This is a genomic window from Staphylococcus sp. Marseille-Q5304, from assembly GCF_943737015.1.
In the GTDB taxonomy this organism is placed as follows: Bacteria; Bacillota; Bacilli; order Staphylococcales; family Staphylococcaceae; genus Staphylococcus; species Staphylococcus hsinchuensis.
Genome location: NZ_CALSFP010000001.1, coordinates 1,161,541 through 1,174,748 on the forward strand (window position 1 = coordinate 1,161,541; position 13,208 = coordinate 1,174,748).

Annotated in this window: 13 protein-coding genes; 4 read left to right on the forward strand and 9 right to left on the reverse strand. The window is 33.1% G+C overall.

The window, feature by feature from the left end:
- Positions 1-15: 15 nt before the first annotated feature.
- Positions 16-993 (reverse strand): GMP reductase, encoded by a 978-nt coding sequence (gene guaC, locus NGI30_RS05850; RefSeq protein WP_251516744.1) that lies wholly within the window; start codon positions 991-993, stop codon positions 16-18.
- A gap of 319 nt (positions 994-1,312) precedes the next feature.
- Complete coding sequence (gene rpsN, locus NGI30_RS05855; protein ID WP_251943005.1) at positions 1,313-1,582, reverse strand: 30S ribosomal protein S14; 270 nt, start codon at positions 1,580-1,582, stop codon at positions 1,313-1,315.
- 331 nt (positions 1,583-1,913) lie between these two features.
- On the opposite strand from rpsN, the gene rpmG reads away from it, so the two are divergent.
- Positions 1,914-2,063, forward strand: a complete 150-nt coding sequence (gene rpmG, locus NGI30_RS05860; RefSeq protein WP_251516740.1) for a 50S ribosomal protein L33 — start codon at positions 1,914-1,916, stop codon at positions 2,061-2,063.
- Positions 2,064-2,260: 197 nt separating this feature from the next.
- Here the strand turns inward: rpmG and NGI30_RS05865 are convergent, their stop codons facing one another.
- Positions 2,261-3,748, reverse strand: coding sequence for a catalase (locus NGI30_RS05865; RefSeq protein ID WP_251943007.1), 1,488 nt, complete (start codon positions 3,746-3,748; stop codon positions 2,261-2,263).
- Between the two features lie 216 nt (positions 3,749-3,964).
- On the opposite strand from NGI30_RS05865, the gene NGI30_RS05870 reads away from it, so the two are divergent.
- Entirely contained in the window at positions 3,965-5,413 is a 1,449-nt protein-coding gene (locus NGI30_RS05870) for an amino acid permease (protein ID WP_251516736.1), read from the forward strand.
- 351 nt (positions 5,414-5,764) lie between these two features.
- Positions 5,765-6,079 (forward strand): hypothetical protein, encoded by a 315-nt coding sequence (locus NGI30_RS05875; protein ID WP_251516734.1) that lies wholly within the window; start codon positions 5,765-5,767, stop codon positions 6,077-6,079.
- A 65-nt stretch (positions 6,080-6,144) separates the two neighbouring features.
- Here the strand turns inward: NGI30_RS05875 and NGI30_RS05880 are convergent, their stop codons facing one another.
- Genes NGI30_RS05880 through NGI30_RS05895 form a run of 4 tightly spaced genes read right to left on the reverse strand, consistent with a single transcriptional unit; the run spans position 6,145 to position 10,264 of the window.
- Positions 6,145-6,948, reverse strand: coding sequence for a Cof-type HAD-IIB family hydrolase (locus tag NGI30_RS05880; RefSeq protein WP_251943009.1), 804 nt, complete (start codon positions 6,946-6,948; stop codon positions 6,145-6,147).
- 45 nt (positions 6,949-6,993) lie between these two features.
- Positions 6,994-7,914, reverse strand: coding sequence for a homoserine kinase (thrB, locus tag NGI30_RS05885; protein ID WP_251943011.1), 921 nt, complete (start codon positions 7,912-7,914; stop codon positions 6,994-6,996).
- A gap of 2 nt (positions 7,915-7,916) precedes the next feature.
- A complete protein-coding gene (thrC, locus tag NGI30_RS05890) occupies positions 7,917-8,978 on the reverse strand; it encodes a threonine synthase (protein WP_251943013.1) in 1,062 nt (353 codons plus the stop codon).
- A 5-nt stretch (positions 8,979-8,983) separates the two neighbouring features.
- Positions 8,984-10,264, reverse strand: a complete 1,281-nt coding sequence (locus tag NGI30_RS05895) for a homoserine dehydrogenase (protein ID WP_251943015.1) — start codon at positions 10,262-10,264, stop codon at positions 8,984-8,986.
- Between the two features lie 187 nt (positions 10,265-10,451).
- Here NGI30_RS05895 and NGI30_RS05900 point away from each other — a divergent pair, with 187 nt between their 5' ends.
- A complete protein-coding gene (locus NGI30_RS05900; protein ID WP_251943016.1) occupies positions 10,452-11,819 on the forward strand; it encodes an aspartate kinase in 1,368 nt (455 codons plus the stop codon).
- A gap of 62 nt (positions 11,820-11,881) precedes the next feature.
- On the opposite strand, the gene NGI30_RS05905 is transcribed toward NGI30_RS05900, so the two are convergent.
- Together NGI30_RS05905 and NGI30_RS05910 are read right to left on the reverse strand one after the other, a co-directional pair.
- Positions 11,882-12,475: a hypothetical protein gene (locus tag NGI30_RS05905; protein WP_251943018.1), complete on the reverse strand. Its 594-nt coding sequence runs from the start codon at positions 12,473-12,475 to the stop codon at positions 11,882-11,884.
- A 102-nt stretch (positions 12,476-12,577) separates the two neighbouring features.
- Entirely contained in the window at positions 12,578-13,036 is a 459-nt protein-coding gene (locus tag NGI30_RS05910) for a sugar phosphate isomerase family (protein WP_251516692.1), read from the reverse strand.
- Positions 13,037-13,208: the final 172 nt, after the last annotated feature.

A 13,208-nucleotide genomic window follows, 5' to 3' on the forward strand; every position in this document is an offset into this window, starting at 1 on the left:
ACCTTCTCTATGGAATTAGTCTCTATCCCCATTGAAAATTGAATTACGAACAATTACATAGTCTACTTTTCTAAGTGAATTTAAATCTTTCCCACCTGCGTATGAAATTGAACTTTGTAAATCTTGTTGCATTTCAATTAAAGTATCATTTAATGAACCTTTATGTTCAACAAACATTTTTTTACCTTCAACGTTTTTATGTTCACCTTTTTGGAACTCTGATGCACTACCGAAGTATTCTTTATACAATTTTCCATCTAATTCAACAGTTTCACCAGGTGATTCTTCATGCGCGGCAAATAGTGAGCCAATCATTACCATTGAAGCTCCGAAACGAATTGATTTTGCAATATCACCGTGTGTTCTAAGACCACCATCAGCGATAATTGGTTTACGAGCTGCTTTACTACACAGGTTAAGTGCAGATAACTGCCAACCGCCTGTTCCAAATCCTGTTTTAATTTTTGTAATACAAACTCGCCCTGGACCGATACCTACTTTCGTTGCATCAGCACCAGCATTTTCTAGTTCACGAACGCCTTCAGGTGTACCCACGTTACCTGCAATAACAAAACTTTCTGGAAGATGTTGTTTAATATGTTTAATCATATTGATTACAGAATCTGAATGACCGTGGGCGATATCAATTGTAATATATTCAGGCACTAAGTTTTCACTAGCTAATTCTTTAATAAAATCAAATTCACGTGCTTTTACCCCAACTGAAATTGAAGCAAATAATCCGTTTTCTTGCATTTCTTTAATGAAATTATTTCTTTTATCTTCTTCAAAACGGTGCATGATATAGAAATAATCGTGTTCAGCAAACCATTTTGCTAGTGATTCATTCATAACTGTTTGCATATTTGCAGGTACTACTGGTAATTTAAATTTTCTTGGACCAAACTCTACTGTAGTATCACATTCACTTCTACTTTCAACGATACATTTATTTGGTATTAATTGTATATCTTCGTAATCAAATATTTTCATAGTATAGAAACCCCAATCTCTTAATTATTAATATTGTTTGGCAAATTCGTTCAATTATTTATTAATTGTCGCTCAGTCTTACACATTCTGGCTCAATTTCTAAATAAAACTATATCTCTTCTTAACCATTAGATAATATACATTGTTTTTGAACAAATGTAAATGGACTAAGGTTGTATCATCGTAACAATATATTATGAAAACAAAATTAATGATTTCATCTTGTTACATTCTATTTTTTTATGACTCATGGGGTTATACAAATAAAAAGGGCTGTGTCATTATTTCGAGTCACAGCCTTTACTATAAAATCATAAATTTACCAGCTTGATTTCTTAACGCCAGGAATTTGACCTTTGTGTGCATAATCTCTTAAAGCAATTCTTGACATGCGAAATTTACGATAAACACCTCTTGGTCGACCAGTAACTTGGCAACGTCTTGTTAAACGTGTCGGTGATGAATCTCTTGGTAGCTTTCTTAAAGCTTCATAGTCACCTTTTGCCTTTAGTTCTTTTCTTAATTCATAATATTGTTCAACCAAAGCTTGGCGTTTTTGTTCTTTAGCTATTTTTGATTTTTTAGCCATTCCATAAAACCTCCTCTATTAAATCGTAATGATTACGTTTTATTATAGTAACACACATTTTTATATAGTCAAATAGCACATTGAAATATTTTTCTTATGTATTTCTTTGATTGCTATATATGACTATGCAACTTTGAGCAAATATAACTTGTTTCTACTATTGTAATGTCTAAAATTTCAAATTAATTACACATCTACCTATAAACCTTTTATTCATTGTTAAAAGTTTAAAGCTATTATTTATAAAATGTAAAAATGGAGTTGATTCCCTTGTCACTATATGCTAAAATTTTAAAACGTAATCATTCCTGTTAAGAAAGAGGTGTAAACATTGCGCGTAAATATCACATTAGCATGTACAGAATGTGGAGATCGTAATTATATTTCTACTAAAAATAAAAGAAATAATCCTGAGCGTATTGAACTTAAAAAATACTGCCCTAGATTAAATAAATATACATTACATCGTGAAACGAAATAATCTCCTCCAAATAATAACTTTTAAAATGCGACATGTTTTAAAATTAAATTTTAATAAAGACCGACTACGAACGCATTACAATTGCAAACACTCGTAGCCGGTCTTTTTATTTTACTCTGGTGTAATAACTAAAATGTAATTAAGGATAAAGTGTATTCAACGTTAGAAACGTACTAACGTAAGGTAAATCGCTTCGCTTAATCAGGTAGGTTTAAATCCACATTACTAATATCAATACCTAAAGCATTAGCAACACCTTTACCGTAATCTGGATCTGCTTTAAAACAATGTCGAATATGACGATGTTGAACTTCTAAAGTTGTACCTTGCATTTCATCAGCTGTATTTTTAAAGATACGTTCTTGTTGTTCTTTCGATTGTATACGGAACAGTCGTCCAGGTTGTTCGAAGTAGTTGTCATCATCTTCACGATAATTATGTTCATATACATCGCCTTCTACTTGTAAAGAAGGTTTCTTATATTGTGGTTGATCTTCAAAGGCACCAGTACTATTTGGATAGTAATGTGTGCTGCCACCTTGATTATCATCTAAAATTCTCATTTGTCCATCTCTACTAAATGGACAGATATTTTCTACGCCGACCCCTTTAGGTTGGTTAACAGGTATTTGCCAATGATTAACACCTAGTCTATAACGTTGGGCATCCCCATATGAGAATATTCTACCTTGCAACATTTTATCTGGTGAAAAATCAATACCAGGCACAATATTTGTTGGTGCAAATGCCGCTTGCTCTACATCTTGGAAATAGTTGTTTGGGTTACGATTAAGTTCAAATTCTCCAACTTCTATTAATGGATAATCTCCTTTGTACCATACCTTAGTTAAATCAAAAGGATTATCTTTATGATTTCTTGCCTGTTCCTCAGTCATAACCTGGATATACATTTTCCATTTAGGAAAATCACCACGTTCAATTGCTTCAAATAAATCACGTTGAGAAGACTCTCTATCATTCGCAATGACTTGAGCCGCTTCATCTTGTGATAAATTTTCTATACCTTGTTGTGTTCTAAAATGAAACTTCACCCAAACACGTTCACCTTGTTCGTTATACATAGAATATGTGTGTGAACCAAAACCATGCATATTTCTAAACCCTTTAGGTATACCGCGGTCAGACATTAATATAGTCACTTGATGCAATGCTTCTGGAAGTGACGTCCAAAAATCCCAATTATTTTGTGCACTGCGCATATTTGTTCTTGGGTCGCGTTTAACTGCATGGTTTAAACTAGCAAATAGTTTTGGATCTCTGAAGAAGAATACCGGAGTATTATTTCCAACTAGATCCCAGTTCCCTTCATCAGTGTAGAATTTTAAAGCAAAACCACGAATATCTCGCTCTGCATCAGCAGCGCCTCTTTCGCCAGCTACAGTTGAAAAACGTGCGAACATTTCAGTCTGTTTTCCAACTTTTGAAAAGATACTAGCTGATGTATATTGCGTGATATCATTTGTCACTGTGAATGTACCGAATGCACCTGAACCTTTCGCATGCATTCTTCTTTCTGGTATGACTTCCCGATCAAAATGAGCCATTTGCTCTAAGAAATACCAATCTTGCATTACAAGTGGACCTCTAGGCCCAGCAGTCATACTATTTTCTCTATCTGAAACTGGAGCTCCGAATAAACTAGTTAAATGTCTTCTATTACTCATATAGGTTCCTCCTCAGTTGTCCTCAACTATAATTATTATAATCTAGCTTAATAGTAATCTATCGCCTCCTTAAAATCAACAAAATAAACTAGAATGATTATAAATTTCTGAATATTCTAATTTTAATTCCTAGTTCATTAAAAAAGCATTGCCATAAGGTAGTAAAAGCATTAAAATGTAACTTATATAAATTTTAAGAATATAGGAGACGCATACATGACAGAAAATAAAAATAACATGAAACGTGGTCTCAGTTCTCGTCATATTTCGATGATTGCTATAGGAGGTGCCATTGGTACAGGTTTATTTGTAGCAACAGGAAGTGTTATTGCTCAAGCAGGACCTGGTGGCGCAATACTGGCTTATTTAATTATCGGTGTGATGTTGTATTTCCTTATGTCTTCGATTGGAGAGCTGGCAACCTTTTACCCTGTATCGGGTTCGTTCAGCTCATACTCCACTCGATTCGTAGACAGTTCCCTAGGATTTACAATGGGCTGGTTATACTGGTTGATGTGGTTACTTGTTTCAAGTGTCGATATTATCATTGCAGCAAACGTATTAAATTATTGGGACGTATTTCACTTTTTTAATCCAGTAATTTGGAGCATAATCTTTTTAGTTTTATTATTTTTACTCAATATCTTTTCAGTTAAAGCTTTCGGCGAAACTGAATTTTGGTTATCTTTAATTAAAGTAGTAACAATTTTAATATTTATCGTCGTCGGTATTTTAACAATTGTAGGTATTTTAGGCGGAAAAACTTATGGAACACATAATTTCATAACGGGGGAAGCTCCTTTTGTTGGAGGATTTTCAGGATTTTTAGCTGTGTTACTTATTGCTGGTTTTTCTGTCGGTGGTACAGAAGTTGTGGCAGTCACAGCTGGGGAATCATCAAATCCAAATAAGTCTATGCCAAAGGCAATTAAACAAGTATTCTGGAGAATATTGTTATTCTACGTCCTTTCTATCGCAGTGATTTCGGCAATTATCCCTTATAATGATTCATTATTATTAAATAAACATGAATCAGTTACACAAAGCCCGTTTACAATTGTTTTTGATCGTATCGGTATTGCATTTGCTGCCTCTGTGATAAATGCTGTTATATTGACCTCACTATTATCAGCTGCTAATTCAGGAATCTATACGACAAGTCGACTGTTATTCTCATTAGCTGAAGATAGCCAGGCACCTAAAGTCTTCGGCAAACTGCAAAAAACAACGAAATTACCTATATTATCTATTTGCATGAGTTTTTTAGTGATCTTTACAGTTATTATAATCGCGCAATTTAAGTCAGATATTGTCTTTTCGTTATTAAACATTATTGGATCGCTAGTCATCGTGGTTTGGGGATCAAGTATTTTAGCTCAAATCAGATTACGTCGAGCAATTAAAAAGCAACACAAAAACCCAGATGATGTTTTACCTTATAAAGCACCATTTTACCCATTGGGTCCAATTATTGTTATTGTTGCTATACTTATCTTATTTGTAGGTAACTCAGTCGGAGCAATGATTTCAGGTGACTATATGGCAGTATTACGTAATGTTTTACCGATAATAATTTTAATGCTCGTTTATTTATCGCATAAATTTATCAAAAAAACTAAAGTTGTGAAACTCAACGACATTAATTTAGAGCAACATAAATATTAATCAATATTGCATTGAAATAGACAAACTTAAATTGTCTGTTTCAATGCATTTTATTTTTTGGGAGTGGGACAGAAATCGAATTTTCTAATAAAAATTTCGTAGTCCCATCCAGGCAAGGATGACTAGGATTGGATAAGCTTGATATAAGCGCATTTTTATTTCAATCATCTTCTGCCTCATTGACAAAGAAGCTGAGACAACTATTTTTGTCCCAACCTCTTAGTTGAAGTCCCTTTATATATTGCGATTAATTATTTTTCACGATGTGCAAAGTATGATTAATTATTTTTCACGATGTGCAAAGTATAGTATAATAATGTGCAAGAGCAACATATTTTAGAGGTGGAAATTATGATTGGGCAAACAAATTTATTTGATGATGTATTAGAAACTGAAGAACGTTTCGTTATAGTCGTACAATCACTAGAAGAAAAAAATAATCGCCTTATTAAACGTACATTAAGAGAATACAGTGGTTTAGATCATTCCCAAATGGAAAGTCTATTTGAACATTTAAAAGATTTATTTTTAGAAGAAGAGTTCGAAGAAAATCAATCAGCATTTTCAATTACGATTTATACTAATTTAGATTATGCAGCAGATCATGTGTATGCACTTGTTAAACGTCACCGAGGTAAAAATGAATGGACACATACAGCTAAATAACATTATATGTACATAGAAAATCCCATCAGTTATATAACTGATGGGATTTTTTTATTTATTTTAAATTATAAAATTTGTTTAAGTGCATATGGGATACCATCTTCATCATTACTTAAAGTAACGGAATCTGCTACTGATTTTATTTCATCGTTTGCGTTAGCCATTGCGATACCTTTTCCTACTTCTTGTAGCATTGATAAATCATTGGAACTGTCTCCAAACGCTATCACTTGTTTGATATCGATATCTAACTGTTCACACAAACTTGAAACTGCATTTGCTTTAGAAACACCTTTAGCCATAAATTCTAAAAAGATTGGCTTATTTGTAGTTACATCTACCTTATCATTAAATTGGTTACCTAATTCATCGAGTAATTCTTTAATATGTGATTCGTAATCTACGCCCATCACTTTAGGTACATCAGTTTGAATATACTCTTTTATATCGTCAACTTGTTTCATAGGTAAACCAGTGAGTTCAGATTCTTTGTTCATATATTCATGTTCACCATCATAGACAATATAACCATCATAATAAGTAAGCGTAAATAATTCATGTTCTCGACAATAATCTATAATATTATCAAATTGCTCTTTCGGTATAGTTCGACTCGTTTCTACCTTTCCATCTTGTACGCGAGATGTTTTACCTCCGTTATAACTAATAATATAACTGTTAAATTCATCTAATTTTAGTGATTGAGCTGTAGGTAGCATGCCGTCTGTAGGACGACCTGAAGCAAGAATCACGTGATAACCTTGTTGTTGAATTTGAATAAGATAATCAGCTGTATCTTTACTTACCTTGTTATCGGAAGTTAATAAAGTGTCATCCATGTCTAACACAATGTATTGATATTGATTCATGTGGTCAAACTCCTTTCAACGCCTTGTATTATAAAGTATCACACTTTAATCGCGTTGGTAAAGTATCTTTGATTTCACACCTGTTACATTAATTGTTACTAATTCAGAGCTACAGTCATTAAATTCACGTTTTAAAGTTCTTACAAGTTCACCGCTTTTTTCTGGTGCAATTAATGTCAAGATTGTTGGTCCAGCACCGCTTATAACCGTGGCGTATGCTTGAAATGACTTAGCCATAGCTTTAACTTGTTGGAATTGAGGTATAAGGTGTTGACGATATGGCTCATGAAAACCATCTTGTTCCATCATTTTACCTGCAAGTGAATAATTATGTTGAATTAATGCACTAATCATTGTATTACTGATTGCACTGTATTGTACTGCCTTTTTATGTGAAAAATTCGAAGGTAAAGCTTCACGTGACGCTTCCGTCTTTAACTCATATGAAGGTATTGTCAAGATACAATCTACTTGTGGGATATCGATGTATGAAACGTCAGTGACATTTGTTTCAGGATTATAATATCCAAGCACTAGTCCCCCATAAATGGTTGGTGCTACATTGTCAGGATGACCTTCAAATTCTGTGGCAAGTTGTAATAATTCATATTTAGACAATTCTATATCACCAAAATAATTAGCGATATAGAGAGCGCCCACTAATGCTGATGCTGATGAACCCAAACCTCTAGCTAATGGTATTTCGCTTCTCATTTCTATATTTAAACCAGGCAATTGAACATCAAATTTCTTCGCAACTTTTTGTGCTATTTGATAAATGTAATGTGTCGTATCGGTAGGCAAACCTTCCAAGTTAGGACCGATATGATGAAACTGCCATTCATTTGTATCATTTGTGGTAACGTCTAAAAATAAAAATTTATTCAAAGCCATACCTATTGAATCAAAACCAACACCTAAATTAGCTGTTGATGCAGGTATTTTCAAATGAAGCACATCTTTCATAATTAAAGTTTCTCCTTAATATACTTTAAAATACTTTGTTTGTCGTTGGCTAATGGTTGGATAGGATTGTCTAACAATGAAATTGCTGTGTCTGGATCTTTTAAACCGTTACCCGTTAATACTGCAACAATTTTTTTACCTTTAGGTAATTTACCCGCACGATGTAATTTAATTAAGCCTGCAATAGAAGCATTACTTGCTGGTTCACTAAACACGCCATCATTACGGGCCATCATTTGATAAGCCTCTAAAATTTCATCATCTGTAACACTATCAATATAACCATCAGATTCAGCAAGTGTATGTTTGGCTTTATCCCAACTTGCTGGATTACCAATACGAATCGCAGTCGCAACTGTATCGGGATTAGTAACTACTCTATCTTGAACAATTGGTGATGCACCTTCAGCCTGGAATCCATACATATTTGGCAATTGCGTGCCATGACTATCATGGTATTCTTTAAAGCCTTTCCAATAAGCAGAAATATTGCCCGCATTACCTACAGGAATTGCTAAAATATCTGGCGCCTCTCCACCAAGTTGTTCGATAACTTCGAAGGCACCTGTTTTCTGGCCTTCAATTCTGTATGGATTGACTGAGTTCACTAGTGCTATTTCACCATTTTGAGCTACTTCCTTCACAATTTCTAAAGCTTCATCAAAGTTACCATCTATAGACACAATTTCCGCGCCATACATTACGGCTTGAGATAATTTACCGAGAGCAATTTTGCCTTCTGGAATAACAACAATGGCTTTTAACCCTGCACGTGCAGCATAAGCAGCTGCAGATGCAGAAGTATTACCAGTTGAAGCGCAAATGACTACTTTTTTGCCTTCTTCCTTTGCTTTAGCCATTGCCATAACCATTCCTCTATCTTTAAATGAACCAGTTGGGTTTGCACCTTCATATTTAACATGAAGTTCAATACCTAAATATTCTGACATTTTTTCGCAATAAATCAGTGGCGTTTGCCCTTCTTGCAATGTTAATTTAGGTGTATTTTCATTTACTGGTAAATGTGACTCGAATTCGCTGATTAAACCTTGCCATTGTTTCATATTTATTAAACCCCTTCAACTGGATAAATTTTTTGTACTTCAAAACCAGAATCATTTAGTGTTGATGCTTGTAATTCATCTATATCTTCTACGATAACTGCTACAGTATACGTATCTCGACCACTTAATTGCAGTGATTTATGAAGTGGAAGCTTGGATTTTAATTCGTCTTCTAAATTATTCAAATCTTGATCTTTAGTATTAAGTACAACGTAGTAACTTAATTTTTCTTTGATTGCCACTTCACTTTCATCTTCCATCATTTCTTTTGTTTCATCAGTTTTTAATTCAAAATGTGGTGGTAGTGTATGCAAGTTTGATTCAAACTGAAGCGTTACATTCAATAAGTCACTTACAACAGCACTACCTGTTGCTAAACTACCTGCACCTTTACCATAAAACATCGTTTCTCCGACAGCATCACCAATAACATAAATGGCATTATACTCGTCTTCAACAGCAGCTAATTGATGTTGTTTACTAATTAATGTTGGTTCTACTGAGGCACTTACTTTGCCTTTTTCATACGTACCTTTACCAATTAATTTAATTTTATAGCCTAACTTATCTGCAACTTTGATATCTGATAATTCAATATCACGCATACCATGAAGTTCAACATCTGATAAATTAATAACTTGATTAAAAGTTAAATAAGAAGTGATAACAACCTTTCTAGCTGCATCAATACCTTCAACATCATCTGTTGGGTCAGCTTCAGCAAAACCTAATTCTTTTGCTTCAGAAAGTGCGTCTTCGAATGTTTTTTCATTTTTAGTCATTTGGCTCAATATAAAGTTAGAAGTACCGTTTAAAATACCCATAAATTTAGTAATATTGTTTGCATTCAAACCATTGTTGATCGCATTAACAATAGGTATTCCTCCTGCCACACTTGCTTCATATTTCAGTGCGACATCGTTTTCTTGTGCTAAATCTTCTAATACGTTTAAATGTACTGCTAATAAGTCTTTATTGGCAGTAATGACATGTTTCTTAGAATTAAGTGCACGTTTTAACCAATCTACAGTTGGTTCAATACCACCCATAACCTCAACGATAATATCAATCGTATCATCATTTAATATTTCATCTATATCTTCTGTTAAATGATACTTTGAGATATTAATTGGTCGTGATTTTGATTTGTTACGTACAAGAATGTGGCCAATATTAATATCTTTGTCCATCGTATCTTTAATTTGTTGTTTATTTTCTTCAATTATTTTAACCACACCAGAACCTACAGTTCCTAAGCCTAACAAGGCTACATTTAATTCTTTCATGTCATCATTCCTCCGATTGTTTTTCTTAAAAATACAATTGTACAGTTGAAATATACTGAGATATGGTATAGTATAAATTCATTCCTTCTTTTTGTAAAGGACGAAACAAAGCGTATTTATATATTATCATTCAGAAGATAAAAACTAAACTAAATTTTCAGATTTTTGTGAAAGGTTGTATGACACTATGAAAGTAGCGAAGTTCGGAGGAAGTTCTGTTTCCAATGCAGAACAAATCAAAAAGGTATTAGACATCGTAAATGCGGATAAAGATAGAAAGATTATTATTGTATCTGCACCAGGCAAACGACACAAAGAAGATGTAAAAACGACTGATTTATTGTTGCGTCTTTATGAAAAAGTCCTCGCAGGTATTGATTACACTGCAAAGAAACAAGAAATTATTCAAAGATATGCGGATATTATTAATGATTTAGAAATGTCAGACGATTTACTGGAGCAAATTGATGATACTTTAGAATCATTTATTAAACAGTTGAAAGATAAACCTGAACGTTTACAAGATGCATTGTTGTCTTGTGGTGAAAACTTTAATGCACAACTCATCGCAACCTACAATAATAGTCGTGGTATTCCAACACGTTACATTTCACCTGGTGATGCGGGTATTACAGTCACTGATTTACCACAAAACGCACAGGTCCTCGATCAATCCTATGAAGCTTTATACAAACTGCGTGATTATGATGAAAAGTTAATTATCCCTGGTTATTATGGTATGTCACGTCAAAATTATGTAGTCACCTTCCCTAGAGGTGGGTCAGACATTACTGGCGCAATTGTTTCTCGTGGTGTTCGCGCTGATCTTTATGAAAACTTTACAGATGTTTCAGGTATTTTTAGAGCAAACCCTACTATCGTTCCAAATCCACTCTCTATAGATGAGATTACATATCGTGAAATGCGTGAATTATCATATGCTGGATTTGGCGTATTTCATGATGAGGCATTACAGCCACTTTATAAAGATAGAATTCCAGTTGTAATTAAAAACACGAATCGTCCAAATGATACAGGTACTTTTATTCGACATGATCGTGAAATAAATTCTAACAATGTCGTCAGTGGTATTAGCTGTGACAAAGGATTTACGGTATTAAGTATTAAAAAATATTTAATGAACAGACAAGTCGGTTTTACTCGAAAAGTATTAGGAATTCTTGAGGATTATAATATATCATTTGATCATATGCCATCTGGAATTGATAATATCAGTATTATCATGCGCTCAAAAGAGATAGAAAATGTTGAACAAAAAGTGTTAAATGATATCCGTCAAAGATGCGATGTCGATGAATTAAGTGTAGAGCACGATTTAGCTATTTTAATGATTGTTGGCGAAGGCATGCATCGCATAATTGGTACGGCTAATATGATTACGCACGCTTTAGCAGAATCAAAAATCAATTTAAGAATGATGAACCAAGGTGCATCAGAAATCTCAATGATGTTTGGAATTGACGTAGATGATGCTGATAAAGCCGTTAAAGCGACATACGAATATTGTTATAATGGCGAAGCACTACAAATATAAAAAAAATCCTTCAAATCTTAAATGCTATAACTAACGTTAACATCTTATGATTTGAAGGGTTTTTATATTACTCTTTTTTCAAAACGAACAGCTTGATTAATGCGATCGTCTCCTACAATTGTACGTAACGTCATAAATTGATAGTAACTTAGAGCATCTAACACCGATCTATAATTAGGTATTTGATGGTAGTTTGTAGGTTCTAATAGCTCATACATCAATACAATTTCAGGTTTGATATAATCTACATCCCATTTAATTGAGTGAAAATAAATGTGCTTTTCAGGGAGTCTAATATTATGATTCCATCTAAACATCCACATTTCATCTTCGACATCGTAAACGATGATGGTCATGATGAGATTATCTTCCTCGAAAATATTTGCGTGTTGAATAGTTGAGAAGTCGGCTTCATGAAAATTTGTTGTCGTGCAATGTTCATCTACTAATTCAATCTTAAGTGAGTCAGGAATATACTTTAAAATTTCACCTAAATACTTTCTTTCTGCACTGATATCTACACGACCTTCTATATTAAAACCATCAGTTAAAAATAATTGCTTAGCAATTTCACCGTGGTATTTAAATAGATTTCCAACTTTCTCATTTAAATTGGTAACTAATGATTTTATTGTACTCTCTTGGCGATTATCCACGTAAGACCTCCTTAGGAAGTAAGCGCTTCCATTAATATCTATTATATAATTTGTGCATGGATATTTCAATGTATTACTTTTACTTAAATGAAATGGTGCATATTAATACAGCTCTGATATCATATGGTATTCATTTGATGAGCTAACATTTACTTTTTCTGGATTGTTTATAACTACAAACTCAGTCGTCTGGTTAATTAATGCGCGTTGTATTGTCGCCACTTCTGGCATTGTATGTAATAGGTCGTTGCCATCTATGTATGGTATCACTGCAAAATAAAATTGGATCTGATATTTTTTATATGTATTGGTCTCATTAATTCCTGTGATAACGTGAAATGCATGATTAACTTTTCCATTTGGTAAAATGAGATTAAAATTTGTATACTTTGCTACATATTGAATAACATCGGTAGAAATACTAATAATTGATACTTTTTTATTTTCATTTTTTAATGTATCAATTATATAATAAGCCATTGGATCATTATCCAAAGCAATAATATCTCCTTTATTTATTTCTTTTATTAATTTGTTAAAATAATCCTTTTTAGAACTCATTTACTGTTCCTCCATATTTATCATGCATTTGAATCGCTTACTTTCTATTTTTACCATACTTTTAATGTAAATTATATATTAATATAGCTATTTATAAGTTTAATTTTTACAGAAACGTACAATAATTATAATGGGATGTGTTTTTGTCTAAAGGTATAAATATATTTTATTA